At 43.9% G+C, this 21,020-nt stretch carries 4 protein-coding genes; 1 reads left to right on the forward strand and 3 read right to left on the reverse strand.

Features of this window, described 5'->3' with window-relative positions:
- Positions 1 to 12 precede the first annotated feature (12 nt).
- Positions 13 to 1,239, reverse strand: coding sequence for an RtcB family protein (locus J6836_RS19870; RefSeq protein WP_219245558.1), 1,227 nt, complete (start codon positions 1,237 to 1,239; stop codon positions 13 to 15).
- 2 nt (positions 1,240 to 1,241) lie between these two features.
- Positions 1,242 to 2,366: a slipin family protein gene (locus tag J6836_RS19875; RefSeq protein WP_219249564.1), complete on the reverse strand. Its 1,125-nt coding sequence runs from the start codon at positions 2,364 to 2,366 to the stop codon at positions 1,242 to 1,244.
- A 910-nt stretch (positions 2,367 to 3,276) separates the two neighbouring features.
- On the opposite strand from J6836_RS19875, the gene rtcR reads away from it, so the two are divergent.
- Positions 3,277 to 4,854, forward strand: a complete 1,578-nt coding sequence (gene rtcR / locus J6836_RS19880) for an RNA repair transcriptional activator RtcR (RefSeq protein WP_219245559.1) — start codon at positions 3,277 to 3,279, stop codon at positions 4,852 to 4,854.
- A 201-nt stretch (positions 4,855 to 5,055) separates the two neighbouring features.
- Here rtcR and J6836_RS19885 read toward each other — a convergent pair whose 3' ends face one another.
- A complete protein-coding gene (locus tag J6836_RS19885; RefSeq protein ID WP_219245560.1) occupies positions 5,056 to 20,850 on the reverse strand; it encodes an invasin domain 3-containing protein in 15,795 nt (5,264 codons plus the stop codon).
- Between the last annotated feature and the right edge of the window lie 170 nt (positions 20,851 to 21,020).

The following is a 21,020-nucleotide window of genomic DNA, read 5'->3' on the forward strand; positions in this document are numbered from 1 at the left end:
TTAAGCTTAACTCTACCCCTTCACACACACCACTTGGCGTAGGGTATGCACGATTTCAACTAATGATGATTGCGCCGCCATTACGGCATCGATGTCTTTGTATGCCATTGGAATTTCATCAATCACATCGCTATCTTTTCGGCACTCAACGTGCGCGGTTGCCATTTTTTGGTCACTCACGGAGAAACGTTTTTTGGCTTCCGTTCGGCTCATCACACGGCCTGCACCGTGACTGCAAGAACAAAAACTTTCTTCATCACCCAGTCCGCGCACAATAAAGCTTTTTGCCCCCATCGACCCAGGAATGATCCCCATTTGGCCTTTTCGAGCAGACACAGCGCCTTTTCGTGTCACCAAAATTTCTTCACCAAAATGTTGCTCTTTTTGCACATAGTTATGGTGGCAATTTACCGCTTCTTGTTGTGTGGTAAACGTTTTTTGGATTTCACGTGAAAGCGCTTCCAGCACTCGGTGCATCATCACTTCGCGGTTATGGCGGGCAAAATCCTGTGCCCAACCCACGGCTTCCATATAGTCATTAAAATGCACGCTGCCTTCTTCAAAGTAGGCTAAGTCCCTATCTGGCAGGTTGGCGATATGTTGCTGCATGTCTTTTTGTGCCAATGAAATGAATAGGTTACCTATCGCATTTCCCACTCCACGTGACCCGCTATGCAACATCACCCAAACACGGTTTTGCTCATCCAAACACAGTTCAATAAAGTGATTCCCTGTTCCCAGAGTCCCTAAGTGGTTGTAATGGTTGGTCCCACGTAGTTTCGGGTATTTATCGCAAATACGTTTAAAATCTTCATCTAAATGCGCCCAATGGGTATCGACGATATCCGGTGTACGGTGCCATGCACCTTTATCACGTCCATGTCGATGAGTCGTTCGGCCGTGCGGTACAGCGGCTTCGATAGCAAAACGAATATTCTGCAAGCTATCCGGCAAATCAGACGCAGTTAGAGAGGTACGTACCGCAATCATTCCACAGCCGATATCGACCCCTACAGCAGCAGGGATAATCGCCCCTTTTGTTGGGATCACGCTTCCAATAGTTGACCCTTTCCCTACGTGCACATCTGGCATTACTGCTAAGTGTTTAAAAATAAATGGCATCTTGGCGGTATTTTGCAATTGCGTTACCGCTTTCGGGTCAACGGGAACCCCGTTGGTCCACATTTTTACTGGTACGCCAGTTTCTTGAATTAATTGATTAAAGTTATTCTTAGTCATTGTTATTCCTTAATTTTTACCAATCCGTTTAATACTTGGTCTAATCCACCGTAAACGGAAATTTGGTCGATTCGATGTGCGATGCTTTCTAAAGTTTCGAGCTCTTTTAAGCGCAGCGCGACAGGGTTGTTTTCCATCACTTTGGCGGTATTTAACAGCGAACGGGTGGCGGCCGTTTCTTCGCGGCGGCGGATCACGTTAGCTTGTGCTGATTTTTCAGCTTCAACCACTTGGGACAAAATAGTGCGCATTTCGCCCGGTAAAATAATGTCTTTCACACCAATGCTATCGACCTCTAAGCCAAAATCCGCAATGCTTTGCACCACTTGCGTTAGCATTAGTTCATCGATTAACTGCTTGTTTTCTAAGAGTTCATCCAGTGTGCGGGTGCCCACAATCTCCCGTAATGAAAACTGTAATTCACGGTATAAATGCTCCACTGGCTGGCTCAACTGAGAAAATGCATGTAGCACATCGGCATAGCGCCAGTTAGCCGACAAATTAATACGCAACGTCACTTTATCTTTGGTTAAGATTTCTTGTCCGCTGACTTCCAATGACTGTAAACGCGTATCAATGATGTCAATTTCTGGGGTATGTTCTACACGCCAGTAACCGTGGGTACCCGCTTCAAGTAAGCCCGTGATTTCACCGTCAATTTTTAATACGCCAATATGCCAAGCCGGTATTTGAGCAACAAGGCAAAGTTCACTGCCTTTGATGCGTTTTTTTGCGACTAAGCGCTGAGTTAACGCTTCTGGTAGCACTAAATGGCCCACTTTTTGTTTTTCGACACGCAGTGTATTGCCTGACTTCCAGTACAGACGGCGTGTGGCTGGCGATAAGATCTCAACCAAGTTATTGTGTGAATATAAAAAACCAATCTCATCATCAGACAAATCAATATCGACACCATAGGAGGCTACCCAATTTGGGTGATATTGGCGAATTTGCTCTGCAAGTACGGCGTCTATTGGTTTATCAATAGATTGCGAGCAAACATCGATGACTTGAATTTCAGGCTTCTGCTTAACTGACCAAAAACCGTAATTACCCGCCTCTAGTAGGCTTTTTATTTCACCATCCACTTTTAGCAGGCCAATTTGCCCCGCAAAGATTTGCACCATCACACATAAATCACGGCCTTTAACGCCTTTTTTATGCACGACATGTTCGGTTAGCTCGTTTGTCATCGCTAATTGGGTCACGTTATGTTTTTCGATACGCAAATCATCATTAGTTTTCCAGTATAAAAGGCGTGTTTGTGGCGCGATAATTTCAACTAAATGATGATGTAAGTATAAAAAGGCGACTTCATCATCAGATAAATTAATATCAACACAATACTCATTTACCCAATTCATGTGGAATTGACGCAAATGGTTTGCCAGCTTTTCTTCAATCGGTTCATTATTTAAGGTGAAAAATGAAACCGTCAGTTTATTAAACCAATCTTGTACGCGGTGCTCACCTGCCACTAACAGTTGTTTGAAATCACCATTTTTTGACGTTAGTGCAATTAGTCCTTGAGCCACATTTATTTTTTTCATTATTTTTCCTTTTATTTATGTGTCTGACGCTGAAGAACAACACGAAGTCATGAGGGGAAAGAAAGAGCGCCGAATCGGCTGTCTAAATTTCTGCTCATCACTCGGTAAGGCTCTCGAGTGCCAGCTTTTAGCTAAACTTCAGCTAGGTTTTATTTACGTTTGGAATCGTATTTTTAAGTTCAGGAGTCGAACCTGATAGCTAGGCTATTACCAAGGTATCTTACCGACGGCGGCATACAGACCATGTAGTGACAACAGCCACCATGTCTGCACCGGTTGAACGCGAAGTTCAGACATTTTCCGGCAGTGGATGAATGTATAATTGCCAGAAGCGTGCCAACTTTTTAAATACGGTGAAAAATATTTTTATCTTAATGAAAAATAACGAATAATTATTTTTAGGCTAAAAGTGACTTACAATACGAGAGAAAATGGACTAGGCTATTTATTATCTTTTTATATCGTATTTTATAAATTTATATAAATCATGAATGAAAAACGCAAGGTTGTGATCGGTGTGCTTGGCACGGTATTGGACAGGCGAGGCAAAAAAGCCAATCGCTGGACCAAATGGCGCCCAACCGTGGGGTTATGCCAACAGCCGAATATCAATATTGGTCGCTTTGAATTGATTCATCAGGTCAATGACTACTCGATGGCGCATCGCGTTAAAGAGGATATTGAGCAAGCTTCACCACAAACGGAAGTTGTTCTGCATGAGGTGGATATTGCGGATCCGTGGGATTTCGAGGAGGTGTATACCTCGTTACTGGATTTTTCTGCGAGCTACCCCTTTGATACGGACAACGAAGAGTACCTTGTGCATATCACCACGGGGACGCACGTGGTGCAGATTTGCTGGTTTTTATTAACCGAAGCACACTATTTGCCCGCCAAACTTATTCAGACGTCACCCAGTGAGAAAGGTAGGGAAAAAGACCCGATTGGTATTCACACGGTAATTGACCTTGATTTAAGCCGTTACACCCATATCACCAGCCGTTTCCAAAAAGAGCAACAGCAGCAAGTTTCGTTTTTAAAATCAGGCATTGCGACACGCAACAGCGCGTTCAATACCATGATTGAGCAAATTGAGCGGGTAGCGTTACGTTCAAAAGCCCCGATTTTACTCAATGGCCCGACAGGGGCGGGGAAATCGTTTTTGGCTCGGCGAATTTACCAACTGCGTGAAAGCCGCCACCAAGTGAAAGGGCGGTTTGTGGAAGTGAACTGTGCCACGTTGCGCGGTGATAATGCCATGTCGACGTTATTTGGCCATGTGAAAGGGGCATTTACAGGGGCATTAAATTCCCGAAAAGGACTGTTAAAAGAAGCGGATGGCGGCATTTTATTTCTTGATGAAATCGCCGAGCTTGGCCTTGATGAACAAGCGATGCTGCTTAAAGCCATCGAAGAAAAACGTTTTTTCCCTTATGGTGCGGATGAAGAAATTCACAGTGATTTTCAATTGATTGCGGGAACCCATCGCAACTTGGCGCAACAGGTGGAGGAGGGCAAATTTCGTGAGGATTTATTCGCCCGCATCAATATGTGGACATTTGCCTTACCCGGCTTGCGCGATCGCCGTGAAGATATCGAGCCAAATATCGATTATGAGCTCGTAAAATTCAGCCAAGATGCGCAAAACCAAATCCGTTTTGATAGCGAAGCGCGCAACGTGTATGTGAAATTTGCCTGTTCCGAGCAAGCACTCTGGCGCGGTAACTTCCGTGAATTGGGAGCATCGATTAGCCGAATGGCGACCTTTGCGGAAAAAGGGCGAATAACCAAGTCGATAGCCGAAGAGGAAATTGGGCGTTTGCAATCTCAGTGGCAAGTTAAATCGACCAATTCATTACCTAAACAAGTGGGTGAAATTGATTTATTCGACCAACAGCAATTAGCTACCGTACTGGATGTGTGCCGCCGTTCTTCATCCCTCTCAGAGGCGGGTCGAGCGTTATTTGCAATCTCTCGGCAACAGAAGAAACAACCTAATGATGCGGATAGGCTACGAAAATACTTGGCGAAATTTGGCTTGGATTGGGAGGGGGTGAAAAACTAACATTATCGATAAAAGAAAAGCCCCCTAAGGGGCTCAGACTGCTGACGAACCGATTAGGTTTGACAGCAGGTTGGATAGGTTTTGAATAAAAACAAAGGAAAATCAATTTATTGATTTTCGGCTGATAACACAAAGTAGGAAAAACCACGTTTTTATCCTGCTTTGTCAACAACCACAAAAGCCCCCGAAGGGGCTTTGTATTTAGTTAAGGTCTTCAACACAGAGTGCGGTCGCCATATTATAAACAAAATAATCTTTCAGATTAGAATCGGTATTAAATTTATTCACCGAAGGGATAAAATAGCTGTTTTCATTCTCCTCTTGAATGTCCGATGTCCAAATTTTGACTGCTTTCAGTTTTGTGCTTAATGCATGGTTTCCCCACTCATTATAGACATATTGATTCGAGGCAAAACGCAATTGAGTACCGTCAGAAATATCAGCTTTGGATGCCATTCGATAAGGTGCTGAACACAATTGTCTAGCATTGGACATCGTTTTTGCTGCTTCGCTGATGTACCATTTTTTCAACGTAAATTGATAATTAACCGTGCGTTTATAGCCTGTATGCGCTTTTGGTACTCCTTTAAATATAGGCTTCATTGCATTACGCCCCCCGATTGGGGTTGGCTTGCGTAACATGGTGACTACCCCTTTATCATTAATAGATAACCAGTCCTCATCAACACTCCAATCGTAATCTGTTTGTTGCCCAATAGGGACGGTAATTTGGAAGCTCGCATCTGCAAATCCGGTATTTGGGAACCCATCATTGATGGAAAGTATATGATTTCCAGGAGTGGTTAGGATGTTTGATTTACCATAGGTAACAACCGTAATCGGTGAAACAACACCGCTATAATCAATGGAATGGTTATCAATTGTAATCTCTGATTTACCCACAACAGAATTATTAAAGGTGCTGGTATATACGCCATTCGTTGTTTCTTTCATGGTAGCCACAATGGTTCCTGCACTGGCCGAAATATGCGGTTTTTTACCTGAAATAGGGGTTCCGCTTGCATCTTTGAGCTCTAGCTTTATGGTGATATTGGCATTACTTCCTTCGTCAATATCATCTTTATTTACAGAAAATTCACTCTTCCCAGCTGCAAAAACAGGTTTACCCGTTTGCACGGTTAGGTTAGTTGGTGCACTCGTTTGTGCCCCCACTTGAGCGGTGATCACATAGCTCCCGCTGGTGGACAAGGTAAGCTCCCCTTTGTGCTGTGCTCCTTGTAATTGCCACGTTGGTTGGTGAATCGTGCCATTGGCATTCTGTAATTGTATATCAGTCGCTTTTATCGTGACGTCGTTTCCATAGATATCTTTCGTGGTTACCGTGAAGTTCACTTTTCCACCTAAAGAAATCTGTTTTTGGTCAATAAGTAGCTCAACACTATTGATCTGTTTTACATCGGTAAATGGTTGAACGGTGATTTTGGTCGCCTGAGATACGTTATTCACGCCAACGGTTAACGTATGCTCAGTGGTTTTTTTCAAGTTCACGGAGGCAGAATAAAAACCGGGTCGATCGCTATTTTCGGCCCAATTTGGTGATGTGAAACTTTCAGCAGAATGACTATCGGAAAGTGAAATATCAGTACTGCCGATATTTTTTAGACCGTTTCCGTACTGATCTTCCAAGATTAAGTAAAGCGTCACTGGCTTACCAGGTAATACACTGTCTTTACTTGGTGTGAGGCGTATTGACGCCACTTTGTCTTTTCCGGTTGGTGAATTAACACGGGTAGTTTTGGTGTCAGAGAGATGATTGACTTCCCCTGAAATAGATTGATTACCCACTTTGTTTAAGGCTAATTCCGTGCGATAAACTCCATTTTTATCCTCAACCCATGTCACCACGTGTTTTGTTGACCCAAGGATAAGAGAGATATCACTCGGGTTAACTTCAACAACACCATTACCAAATTTATCCGTTAATGTCAGTGTCAGTTTGTTTTTCTCATCAACTTCGAAAGTTGATGGCGCTTGTAAGCTAACAGCTGCGACATTTTTAACCCCTTTCATTGGGTTAACTTGGATCTGAGTCGTTTTAGTCTGCCCATTTACTTTAGCAATCAAGGTGTGAGCCATGACTTTATTAAGCTGAACGCTTGCGTTGTAAGTTCCTATCGTTGAAGGGACTTTAGTCCATGATGCAAGTGTTGTAATTTGCGCATCGGCATTGGTTAAGTTGATGTCTGAAGGTAATACATCACTCACGGCATTGCCAAAGCTATCTAGGACATTTAATGTGAGCGTTGTTTTTTCACCCGCAGACATCGTGTTTTGTGCCGCAGTTAGCGTGATTTGGTTCACGTTACCTGTGCCTTTCAGCGAATTAACGGTAATTCGCGATGTTGACGCTGACTGATGATTAACAGTTACAGTCAGCATATGGTTCCCAATAAGCGTTAAAGGAATAGAGGCGTTGTAAATTCCTTCAGACACCATACGCCATGCGACTCGGTTATTATCAATCACTTCAGTGGTATGGCTATCTTTTAGGGTAATATCTGCACCATTAACGCCAATCACGAAGTTATCGTGTTGATCTTTCAAGGTTAGCGTTAATTCCAAGTTTTTACCTGCATCTAATGATGCAATATTGCTGGCTAATTGCGCTTTAGCCACCTTCGCTTGGCCACTTGGTGCTGTGACCTCGATGGTTTCGATACGGCTTGGTTGGTTATTTACCGTGGCTTTAAATTGGTAATTACCGACAATGTCTAACGGAAGCTTGCTGGTATACACGCCATCTTGTGGATTCGCCCATGTAACCGCAGTGAGTTTTCCATTGTTGGTGAGCTGAATAGCATTTGTATCGACGTCAATAACACTATTATTAACATTATCCGTTAAGGTCAATGTCAATAGCATGTCTTTACCTGCTTCAATGGTACCTTCATTGGTTTCAAGTGTGGTTTTATAGACATGATTTGCCCCTTTGGCTGGGGCAACGTTTAGCTCCAGTTTATCGCTGAGTACTTTATCGGCTACCACTTGAATGGGTTGCTTGCGTAGTTTGTTCATTGTGAGTTCTTGAGTATACAACCCTCCACTGAGTTCTTTCCATGCAGAGGCTGAATGTAAATTAGTCAACAATTTCAATGAGCTTGCCGCGCCAGTCAGTGTATTATCGAACTTATCTTTTAGCCCAACCGTTAGCGTGATGTTATCACCTGAATTGACAGCATGAGTTTTAGCGCTGTGGGTTATCGAAATCGTCTCTAATGAGCCTCTTAACCCATCTTTATCATAAGAGGTGATAGGGATCTCTTTAGGTGAGTTAACATCCCAATGGACAGTTTCTGATTGTCCGTTGGCTTCCACCATTATCTGGTAGCGGCCTGTTTTAGATGCTGGTAGTTGAGCGATATATTTATTCAATACATTTTTTTCCATAAATATAATGCGTTGCTTTTGCCTATTGATTGTCACAGTGATATCGCTACTGCTGACATTTTTAACTGGGTTTTTATATTGATCAGTTAAACCAATGGATAGTGATGATGGCTGCCCTGCATCACTGTTGGCTATTGGTGAAATGGTGATTGTCTTCACGGCATCTTTACCCACGGGTGAATTGACCGTGACATCAGTTGTATCGGTAAACTGCCCAATACTCGCCATCAGATTATGTGTTTTAACATCACTGAGCATAATATTGGTGGTGTAGAGACCTAAGCCATGGCTATCTTCATCCCAGACAGCGGATACTTTATGGTTACCGTCAGTCAGTGTGATCGTATTATTATTGAGGCGAATGACTGGATTGTTATCCATATCAGTTACTTTCAAAGATAACGTGACTTTACTGCCCGCAGTAATGGTGCTTAAGTTTGCGGTTAACTGAACCTTATTGATATGGCTTTGGCTGGTTGATGGCAATGCGTTAATCAATACATTATGACTTTGTACTTGGTTAACCGTTGCTCTGAGCGAGTGGATCCCTGCGATAGAGACCACTGTTGACGCAGTATAGCTACCATTCCCTTTTGATACCCAGCTTAAACCTGTGAGGTTTTTCTTAATGTGCGCATCATTAATGGTGATATCTTTATCGGTGATCCCTTCGACACCATTATTCCATTGGTCTGTTAATGACAGTGTTAGCTCTGTTTGACTTCCCACAGTCAGTTGGTTTGTGCTGGCTTTGAGCTCAACGGCTTTTACCTGTGCAGGGTCTGTTAGTGCGCTGACATTGACTGCAAGTGCAGTGCTTGCTTTGTTATTTACTTGGCTTACAAAGGTGTTTTTCCCTTGTTTGTGTAATGGGATGGTGGTTGTGTAAATACCCGCACCTTTCTCTAACCACGTCAATTTAGTCGCAAGCACATGGTTATGCTCTAATTGAATGTCTGAGATTTGTACCTTTTCAACACCGTTGCCATGGCTATCCGCTAAGGTTAATTGCAATTCGACAGAATCACCAACTGTCCACGTTTTGTTCGCCGCGTTTAATTCCACCTTGTGCACGGCAGATTTACCCTGTGGGGCTTTAACATCGATAGTTTGTGATTGGCTAATGCGATTAACCGTGACTTTTAAGATGTCTGGACCTAACTGACTCAATAATACGTCAGCGGTATAAGTGCCATTCCCATTGTCTTTCCAAGTTACAGAGCCCGATTGTTGATGAGTAATAGCGATACTGTTGCTGTCGATACCCCTCAGTGGGTTATTAAAGCTATCTTTTAACATTACCGTTAATGCCAGATGGCTGCCTGCTTGTAGATTGCTTGACTGTGCGGTACTAAACTGCACGTTAGCAACCACGCCACGTTGGCCTTGAGTTCCACTCCCGTCACTATTTTCGGCAACGATAGTACTTGGGTTTGATACTATCCATGTTTTAGACGCTGAATTGATATTATTAGCAGTAATAACAATGTCATAGGAGCCACTTTGTTTAGCCGGTAGTGTGAGAATGTAGTGACCATTATTGAGTGGGGCGACTGCAATCTTCGATGACTGTGTATTATCGATTTTAACGGTGACCTCTGTGATACCCGTGACGGCGTGATTATTTAAATCCGTCAATGCAACCACTAATGCGCTGTCCATACCTGCAATTGCTGTCGGGAGACTTAAGATCTTAACGTTTTTGACTTTACTGATGCCGTCAGTTTTTATCACTTCGAAATCAATTACTTGGCTGTTGATTTTATTAACCGTGGCGGTTAGTGCATCTTTGCCAAGTATTTTTAAGTCTACGTTAGCGCTATAGGTGCCATCTTTGTTATCAACCCAAGTCACATGGCCTGTTTGCTTATGCGTTAACGTGATGTTTTTCACCTCAATGCCATTCAGTGCGTTATCAAACGCATCTTTTAAGGTCAGTGTCAGTTTTACTGACTCACCTGATTTGAAGCTTGATGCTGTTGTTGCCAGTTCAACGGAACTCACGACACCTGCATTGCCTTGAATACCAGAGCCATCCGTATTGGTGGCTTTGAGGGGCGTCGCAGTGTTAACAACCCACGTTTCTTTCGCTTCCTGCTTATTCACGGTCACTTTAACCGAGTAATTTCCTGCTTTTTGTGCAGGCAACGTGGTGGTGTAAGTGCCCTTATCCGTTTTAGATTCAACTAATGTTAAGTTGAGTGGCTTGCCATTGAGAGTGACTTTAATGTCATCCGCAATTTGTGTGACACCATGACTATTCGTATCAGCGACTTTTACGGTAATGGTTTGCGCTGAACCTGTTGATGAGGATGAAATAGGCTCAAGGGTCAGTTTGCTCGCCTGCTTAATGTCGGCAGTATTCTCCACGGTTATATTTACCGCTGAACTATTTATGGTATTGACGGTAGCGGTTAATGCATCGCTTCCCAGTACCTTTATAGGCAAGGTGGTGGTGTATTGGCCATTATTATGGTCAGTCCAAGTGGCATTACCCGTTTGTTTGTGCATCAGTGTAATATTGTTACTGTCGACGCCTTTTAATGGGTTATTAAAGCTATCTTTTAACGTCACAGTCAGCAATACGTTATCACCAGACACCAAACTTGCTGTTGCTGTTTTCAGTTCAACATCGCTAACAACGCCACGCTGGCCTGCTGTGCCACCACCATTTGCGGTTACCGTGTCGGGTTGTGCCACTGTCAGTGTTTTTACCACCGATGACTGTTTATTGGCACTAATCACCACGTCATAAGACCCGCTTTGTTGCCCCGGTAATTTTCCGCTGTAGCGGCCATCCGCTTGTTGAGTCACTGCAATCGTTAGCGGTTGTTGTTTTGCGATATTCACGGTGACCTCAGTGATCCCCATGACAGCATGGCTATTAGTATCGGTTAAAGATACGGTAAAGGCGGCTTCTTCACCCGCTTGTGGCTTGGTAATATCAACAATGTCAACCTGATGGATCTGGCTGTTTCCAATTGCTTTTTCAACGTTAAGGTCAACTGACGTACTTTTTATCAGGTTAACAGTGGCCACTAAGCGGTCTGTACCCAATGTGGTAAGTGGTAAGTCAGCGGTATAGGTGCCATCTTTGTTATCAACCCAAGTCACATGACCTGTTTGCTTATGCGTTAACGTGATGTTTTTCACGTCAATGCCGCTAAGGGTGTTATCAAACGCATCTTTTAAGGTCAGTGTCAGTTTTACTGACTCACCTGATTTGAAACTTGATGCTGTTGTTGCCAGTTCAACGGAACTCACGACACCTGCATTGCCTTGAATACCAGAGCCATCCGTATTGGTGGCTTTGAGGGGCGTCGCAGTGTTAACAACCCACGTTTCTTTCGCTTCCTGCTTATTCACGGTCACTTTAACCGAGTAATTTCCTGCTTTTTGTGCAGGCAGGGTGGCGGTGTAAGTGCCCTTATCCGTTTTAGATTCAACTAATGTTAAGTTGAGCGGCTTGCCATTGAGAGTGACTTTAATGTCATCCGCAATTTGTGTGACACCATGACTATTCGTATCAGCGACTTTTACGGTAATGGTTTGCGCTGAACCTGTTGATGAGGATGAAATAGGCTCAAGGGTCAATCGATGAACTTGGGTAACGTGATGTGGGCTGGCCACGTCAATGTTAATAGGCAAGCTCTCATTGCTATTCACCGTGGCTTTTAGCACATCACTGCCCAATGTGTTTAATGGCAATGTGGTGGTATAGCTGCCGTTATTTTGGTCAATCCATGTCACGGTAGCGGCTTGCTGGTTGTGTTGTAGCACAATGTTGGCACTGTCGACGCCTTTCAGTGGGTTATTAAAGCTATCTTTTAACGTCACAGTCAGCAATACGTTATCACCAGACACCAAACTTGCTGTTGCTGTTTTCAGTTCAACATCGCTAACAACGCCACGCTGGCCTGCTGTGCCACCACCATTTTCGGTTACCGTGTCGGGTTGTGCCACTGTCAGTGTTTTTGCCACCGATGACTGTTTATTGGCACTAATCACCACGTCATAAGACCCGCTTTGTTGCCCCGGTAATTTTCCACTGTAGCGGCCATCCGCTTGTTGAGTCACTACGATGTTTGGCAGTTTTTGCTTATCGAGGGTGACATCAAGGTTTTGGATACCATTAACAGGGTTACCTTGAGCATCGGTCAAGGCAACGGTAAAGGTACTTTGCGCACCTGCAGTTGCATTGGTGATATCACTGATATCGATTTTATGGATAGCGTTAATCCCTAACTGTGATTTGACATCAATAATAATGGTTGGACTTTGTCTCTGATTTACGGTGATAAATACGTGATCTAACCCCAATTGTGTTAAGACTAAATTAGCCGTATAGGTTCCATCTTTTTGTGCTGTCCAAGTGACTTTGCCTGTTTGTTTATGAGTGAGCGATTGCGTTAAATCGACACCTGTCAATGGATTACCAAAGGCATCTTCCAATATCGCCGTTAGCATTAATGTGTCGCCAGACTTTAAGTCTTTGATTGGTGAAACGGTAAGTGCTACACGACTCGTCACACCGCGAGAACCGGATTTACCGCCATGATTAATCGTAATAGGCACTGGCGCACTTACGGTTAAAGTTGATTCTGTGGATTTAACACCACCAACGGTAACAATGACTTTATGGTCTCCTGATTTTTGGCCAGAAAGTGTACCGCGATAAGTTCCTTTATTGACTGTTTCCGTTATCTTAAGTAACTCTTCTGCGCCATTGATGGAGACGACCGCGTTATTATTTATTCCTGTAATGGGTTGGTTATTGGCATCAGTAAGCACCAAGGTAATGGCACTGGTTTCACCCGCTGCGGGTTTTTCGATATTTTTGATGTCAACTTTGTGAATGTGAGTCGTACTCGTGGCATTCCCAACATTAATATTAAGTGGAAGCGTGGTTATTTGGTTCACTTTCACAGTTAAAGTGTCTTGACCAATTTTTGTGAGTGGCAAAATAGTGGTGTAGTCGCCGTTACGGAGATCTACCCAAATAGTGGAACTCACTCTTGGTTGTTGATGTTTTAACTGAAGGCTAGTACCACTGATCCCTTCAAGGGTGTTACCAAAAGCATCTTTAAGTGTCACGGTTAATTGTAATGATTGGCCTGACTTTAGGTCATTAATTGGTGATGAGGCTAAAGTAACCGTTTTGACTACACCACGTTGGTTTTCTGCGCCGCTCCCATCTTTTTCTTTCACCGTGATGGTTGCTGCGGTTTTAACTGTCCAAGGTTTCGAGACCGTTTTATTGTTAGCTGTCACTTTAACAGTGTAGTTACCTGCATTCTGTGCCGGTAACGTTCCCGTGTAAGTCCCTTCTTGAGTGCGTGACTCGGCTAAAATAATAGATGCCGATTGGCCGTCGATATTCACCGCTATCACGTTATTAATCGCGGTAACGGGGTGCTGATACTTATCGGTGACCTTCACCGTGATAGTTTGGCTCTCACCTGCTTCACTTGGGGTAATGGGTTCCAGTTCGACATTAGCCACTTTATTGATATCAGTCGTATTGCCTACTGTAATGGTGAGCAATGGTGACTTATGGCCATTAATTGACGTCACTAACTCATTAGTGCCTATTTGTGTTAACAGCAAAGGCGTCGTGTAAGTGCCATCACCGTTATCTAACCATTTCAGTGAGCTCGCTTTATAGCCATCCAGAATGATATTACTAGGGTCGATAGCCGTTAACGGATTATTAAAGGCATCAATGATGGTTACTGTGATATCTAGCGTGTTACCTGATTGCAGATGTGTGGCATCACTTGTCTTCATACTAATGTTATTGATAACGCCTCGTTCACCATGCTTACCCGTTCCGCTTGAGCTATTTGAGCCAATTGGCGCTGGCTTTTTCACTTCTAGAGTGTCTTGAGTGGAGCTTTGCCCATTCACTGTGGCAGTAATTTGATGATCGCCTGCTTGCAGTGCTGGCAGTTCAGCGGTGTAGCTACCATCGGTGTTTGGGGTCACTGGCAGGGTGTGTTTATCGTTGCCAATGGTGACCTCAATCTCTTTGATATCTTTGACCTGATGGCCGTTTTTATCGGTTAACTCGACCTTAATAGTCGGCTTGTCGCCCGCATTTGGGGTTTTAGTGTTTGGCGTAACAACGATATTTTGCACATTGTTATCACCCGTTGCGTTGCTCACGGTAATGTCGGTTTTTTGGCTGGAAATACCGTTAATGGATGCGGTTACATCGATATTGCCGAGGTCTTTGAGTGGCACTTGAGCGGTGTAGCTGCCATCATTGTTATCGACCCAATTTAACGTGTCACCTTTCAGGTTGCCTAAGTGAAGGTTATTTTTATCTAACCCTTTGATGCCATTACCAAAGGCGTCGGTCACCGTGACGGTGACGTCAAGGGTATCGCCAGATTTTAAGTTGCTGATGGAGCCTGTTTTGATCTCGAGTGTCTTGACGACGCCTTTCTGATCTTTCTGCCCTTGGTTGTTTGGTGAGACAGGTGCTGGTTGCTGCACATTCAGGGTCTCTTTGTTGGAGTCTTTACCATTCACGGAGACATTAATCAGTTTGTCGCCGCTTTGCTGCGCAGGCAGTTCAGCGGTGTAGCTACCATCGGTGTTTGGGGTCACTGGCAAGGTGTGTTTATCGTTGCCAATAGTGACCTCAATCTCTTTGATGTCTTTGACCTGATGGCCGTTTTTATCGGTTAACTCGACCTTAATAGTCGGCTTGTCACCCGCGTTCAGGTTTGTGGTATTGGGGGTGACAACGATATTTTGCACGCTGTTATCGCCCGTGGCTTTGCCCACGGTGATGTCGGTTTTTTGGCTGGAAAGACCGTTAATGGATGCGGTTAAATCGATATTGCCGAGGTCTTTGAGTGGCACTTGAGCGGTGTAGCTGCCATCATTGTTATCGACCCAATTTAACGTGTCACCTTTCAGGTTGCCTAAGTGAAGGTTATTTTTATCTAACCCTTTGATGCCATTACCAAAGGCGTCGGTCACTGTGACGGTGACGTCAAGGGTATCGCCAGATTTTAAGTTGCTGATGGAGCCTGTTTTGATGTCGAGTTTATCCACCACACCTTGTTGGCCTGTCTGCCCTTGGCTGTTGGGCGTGACTGGCGCAGGTGGTTGTACATTCAGGGTCTCTTTGTTGGAGTCTTTACCATTCACGGAGACATTAATCAGTTTGTCGCCGCTTTGCTGCGCAGGCAGTTCAGCGGTGTAGCTACCATCGGTGTTTGGGGTCACTGGCAAGGTGTGTTTATCGTTGCCAATGGTGACCTCAATCTCTTTGATGTCTTTGACCTGATGGCCGTTTTTATCGGTTAACTCGACCTTAATAGTCGGCTTGTCCCCCGCATTTGGGGTTTTTGTGTTTGGCGTAACAACGATATTTTGCACACTGTTGTTGCCAGTGGCTTTGCCCACGGTGATGTCGGTTTTTTGGCTGGAAAGACCGTTAATGGATGCGGTTAAATCGATATTGCCGAGGTCTTTTAAGGGCACTTGAGCGGTGTAGCTGCCATCATTGTTATCGACCCAATTTAACGTGTCACCTTTCAGGTTGCCTAAGTGAAGGTTATTTTTATCTAACCCTTTGATGCCATTACCAAAGGCGTCGGTCACTGTGACGGTGACGTCAAGGGTATCGCCAGATTTTAAGTTGCTGATGGAGCCTGTTTTGATCTCGAGTGTCTTGACGACGCCTTTCTGATCTTTCTGCCCTTGATTGTTTGGTGAGACAGGTGCTGGTTGCTGCACATTCAGGGTTTCTTTATTGGAGTCCTTGCCATTCACGGAGACACTAATTTGTTTATCGCCACTTTGCTGCGCGGGCAGTTCAGCTGTGTAGCTACCATCGGTGTTTGGGGTCACTGGCAAGGTGTGTTTATCGTTGCCAATGGTGACCTCAATCTCTTTGATATCTTTGACCTGATGGCCGTTTTTATCGGTTAACTCGACCTTAATAGTTGGCTTGTCGCCCGCATTTGGGGTTTTAGTGTTTGGCGTAACAACGATATTTTGCACATTGTTATCACCCGTTGCGTTGCTCACGGTAATGTCGGTTTTTTGGCTGGAAATACCGTTAATGGATGCGGTTAAATCGATATTGCCGAGGTCTTTGAGTGGCACTTGAGCGGTGTAGCTGCCATCATTGTTATCGACCCAATTTAACGTGTCACCTTTCAGGTTGCCTAAGTGAAGGTTATTTTTATCTAACCCTTTGATGCCATTACCAAAGGCGTCGGTCACTGTGACGGTGACGTCAAGGGTATCGCCAGATTTTAAGTTGCTGATGGAGCCTGTTTTGATGTCGAGTTTATCCACCACACCTTGTTGGCCTGTCTGCCCTTGGCTGTTGGGCGAAACTGGTGCAGGTGGCTGTACATTCAGGGTTTCTTTGTTGGAGTCTTTGCCATTCACAGAGACATTAATCAGTTTGTCGCCGCTTTGCTGCGCAGGCAGTTCAGCGGTGTAGCTACCATCGGTGTTTGGGGTCACAGGCAGGGTGTGTTTATCGTTGCCAATGGTGACCTCAATCTCTTTGATATCTTTGACCTGATGGCCGTTTTTATCGGTTAACTCGACCTTAATAGTCGGCTTGTCCCCCGCATTTGGGGTTTTTGTGTTTGGCGTAACAACGATATTTTGCACACTGTTGTTGCCAGTGGCTTTGCCCACGGTGATGTCGGTTTTTTGGCTGGAAAGACCGTTAATGGATGCGGTTAAATCGATATTGCCGAGGTCTTTTAAGGGCACTTGAGCGGTGTAGCTGCCATCATTGTTATCGACCCAATTTAACGTGTCACCTTTCAGGTTGCCTAAGTGAAGGTTATTTTTATCTAACCCTTTGATGCCATTACCAAAGGCGTCGGTCACTGTGACGGTGACGTCAAGGGTTTCGCCAGATTTTAAGTTGCTGATGGAGCCTGTTTTGATCTCGAGTGTCTTGACGACGCCTTTCTGATCTTTCTGCCCTTGGTTGTTTGGTGAGACAGGTGCTGGTTGCTGCACATTCAGGGTTTCTTTATTGGAGTCCTTGCCATTCACGGAGACACTAATTTGTTTATCGCCACTTTGCTGCGCGGGCAGTTCGGCGGTGTAGCTACCATCGGTGTTTGGGGTCACTGGCAAGGTGTGTTTGTCGTTGCCAATGGTGACCTCAATCTCTTTGATATCTTTGACCTGATGGCCGTTTTTATCGGTTAACTCGACCTTAATAGTCGGCTTGTCACCCGCGTTCAGGTTTGTGGTATTGGGGGTGACAACGATATTTTGCACGCTGTTATCGCCCGTGGCTTTGCCCACGGTGATGTCGGTTTTTTGGCTGGAAAGACCGTTAATGGATGCGGTTACATCGATATTGCCGAGGTCTTTTAAGGGCACTTGAGCGGTGTAGCTGCCATCATTGTTATCGACCCAATTTAACGTGTCACCTTTCAGGTTGCCTAAGTGAAGGTTATTTTTATCTAACCCTTTGATGCCATTACCAAAGGCGTCGGTCACTGTGACGGTGACGTCAAGGGTATCGCCAGATTTTAAGTTGCTGATGGAGCCTGTTTTGATCTCGAGTGTCTTGACGACGCCTTTCTGATCTTTCTGCCCTTGGTTGTTTGGTGAGACAGGTGCTGGCTGCTGCACATTCAGGGTTTCTTTATTGGAGTCCTTGCCATTCACGGAGACACTAATTTGTTTATCGCCACTTTGCTGCGCAGGCAGTTCGGCGGTGTAGCTACCATCGGTGTTTGGGGTCACAGGCAGGGTGTGTTTGTCGTTGCCAATGGTGACCTCAATCTCTTTGATGTCTTTGACTTGATTACCGTTTTTATCGGTTAACTCGACCTTAATAGTGGGCTTGTCGCCTGCGTTCAGGTTTGTGGTATTGGGGGTGACAACGATATTTTGCACACTGTTGTTGCCAGTGGCTTTGCCCACGGTGATTTCAGTTGTTGGGCTGAATATACCGTTAATTGAGGCGGTAATATCAATAGTACCCAGTGTCGTCAGTGGAAAATAAGTCGAATAATCCCCATGACCATCAGCATACCAGCCTAAAGTGTCTCCACTGCGATTACCTAAAGATATTTTATTAAAATCAATACCATCAAGTTCATTATCAAAAGCATCAGTGAGGGTTACGGTGATTAGCGGCTCATCTCCGGATTTAAAGTTATTGGTTGGTTTAATGTTAATTTCAACTTTATCAATAACACCGAGTTGCCCTTTAAGGCCACTACCATCAGGGTTAAGTGGTTTAGTATTCGAAGGCGCTAAAACAGTAAATAGGCTTTCAGATGAGAGAATACCATCGATATCCGCTTGGACTTTATATTCGCCTTGTTTTTGCCCCGGCAAAGAACCTTCATATTCACCTGAATTAGCGTTAATCTCCCAAATTGTTATTGGTGTTTTTATTTGGTTAATATGGGCGTTAATTGTACCATCTGCGCCTGAAACAGGGTTACCTTGCTTATCGGTTAACTTCAGCGTGATCGTCCCTTCTTCGCCAGCAAGTGCTTTAGATATATTTGTAATGGAAATGCCAGTGAGCTTATCATTAATAAAGTAAACGGAAGTGGTTTCACTTTTTCCATTAATGGTCGCTGTAATTTCACTCAATCCAGTTTTTAAACTCGTGAGAACGAGATCAATCTCACCTTGTTCATTTGTCAATTCTGGTGCCACAAGCTTTGCATTTGTTGCGGTGAGTTTAACGTGTTGTCCTGAAATCAAATTTCCATTGGTGTCAGTTACGTAAATTTTAGCAAGATTTTTCGAGATACCATCAGCAACTGCCCCTGTTTTTTGAACGGTTAAGCTGCGTACATAAGCTTGTTTTATATCTGACTTGAAAACGACTTGAGCTTTTACAGGCGGATGATTGTTTGTGTAAGCACTCACTTCGTATGTCCCTGCAACCTGTGACGTAAACTGGACTTGTGCTTCGCCTTTTGAGTTGGTGGTTGCCGTGTATTCCCTGGGTTTATCAACTTTCATCGCGTGCATTTTTTTGCGTAATTCTCGTTGAAATTCAGATTGGATTACTGTGCCTGTATTTATTTTTTTGGTCGCAAGTGTTAGCGCGTTTGGCAAGATAAAGACCACTTTTGCGTTAGGAACGACATTTCCATGAGAGTCTCTAACAACCACATTGATGCTGTTAACATCATGACCATTGGCAAGGCCTTTTCCTTGGGATTTAATATCATTAGGGCTAATGCTAATGATCCCAACATTGGTAATTTCAATTAATGTTTCCGCAACGGGGGATGCATTACCTTTGGTATCAAAGGCGGTTCCTTGTAAGCGGTAACGGTTAATTTTTTGAGTCGTTTCCGCCGTATTTGCGGTTTTATAAGTTGGCAAAATGACGGTCGCGGTTTGATCGGTAGAACTGATTGAACCACCCGCGAGCAGTAATTCGGGTGCTTGCCAGACAATTTGCTTAAGCGGATATTTACTACTGAAAGATTTTACTAGCGGAATAGCTTGCCCAGTTTCCCCCTGAATTTTGGCGGGTAATGACAGATGCAATAAGGTTTTCTTTTGGTAATCAAGAATAATATTGTTATTACGCTCGATAAAATCATAGCGATTCCCAGAGAGGCGACGCGCTTCTGCCACTTTGGTTGGATCTAAATGATGAGCTAAGCTTTTACCAAGCGTCCATGTAAATTGAATTTTAGCTTGAGTTTCTTTTTTGCCCTGACTGCCGATTTTATGGTTAGCATTAAGAGTTAATAATGGGAATGGTGTCCACTGGGCGCCGATAGTTGCCGCTTTCGGATTTTTTTGACGTTTTGTTTTTTCAAAGAGCGCAACGCTATCACCATAATATTGTTCATATTTAAGGCTTCCACCTAAGTGTGGATAAGCGGGTAACCAACCCTCTGCTTGGATATCCCAACCATTGGCAGGCTTGGCATTGAAATCATGGTTTAATTCAGAAGTACTTTTCCATGAGCTCAAAGCGAAGTAGGTATTGGCGTTAACTTTAAGATAATCTTGCCAATATTCCACACCAACGCCCGCTCGCGTATGGTAGTGAGAAAGGTCGTGATCGATAAACGCATTAATACCAAGCGTATTTTTTTCATAAAAACGGCGTAAGCCAATGCCATTATTTGTTTGCAGTCGGCCATCATTGCGATGAACACTATGCTGTGTAAATAACAGAGTGTCGGGTTGATCATACCAAGGGATCAGCCAATCTAATTGGGAATTTTTAACCGATAATTTCTTATCAAGATTAATGCTTAGCTTGGCATTACCTGATTTGGATAACCAACTTTCAATCTCTTTTGTGGCTTCATTGGTCGCTTTATTTCGCGCATAATTTTGCGCCATATCGGACAAATCTTTGGATTTTTTCTTCTGTGAAAGAAAAGTTCCCAGTGTTTTACTGTACTCAGCGACTAAACGTTCCGTATTGTCTTCAGCAATAATATTGTCGCTGCCTAATGTTGGCAGATCATTGTTATCTAACATTTTTGCATAGCTGGGGATAACGGGCATAATGGCGGATGACCAGATAGCCGTAAATATGACAAAGCCGTTAGCGATTTTTTGTTTAACGGTTAAAGAAGCGGGGCTCATTCAATGTATTCCTAATAGCGAAAATTAACGCGGCTATTTTGGAATGCACCTTAGGGTCAGAGCTTGTGAATTAATTTGACTTAAAAAGAAGCGAATTTTGCAAGTTGGAAAAGATAAGAATGTTAGGTCTTGTCGCGACGAAAATTACAAGAAGAAAAAGGCAATGCAAA

The organism is Providencia sp. R33 (genome assembly GCF_019343475.1).
Lineage (GTDB): Bacteria > Pseudomonadota > Gammaproteobacteria > Enterobacterales > Enterobacteriaceae > Providencia.

Coding starts and splice junctions, on each gene's coding strand:
- rtcR (WP_219245559.1), top strand. CDS start 3,277: ATGAATGAAAAACGCAAGGTTGTGATCGGTGTGCTTGGCACGGTATTG.
- J6836_RS19885 (WP_219245560.1), bottom strand. CDS start 20,850: ATGAGCCCCGCTTCTTTAACCGTTAAACAAAAAATCGCTAACGGCTTT.
- J6836_RS19875 (WP_219249564.1), bottom strand. CDS start 2,366: ATGGTGCAAATCTTTGCGGGGCAAATTGGCCTGCTAAAAGTGGATGGT.
- J6836_RS19870 (WP_219245558.1), bottom strand. CDS start 1,239: ATGACTAAGAATAACTTTAATCAATTAATTCAAGAAACTGGCGTACCA.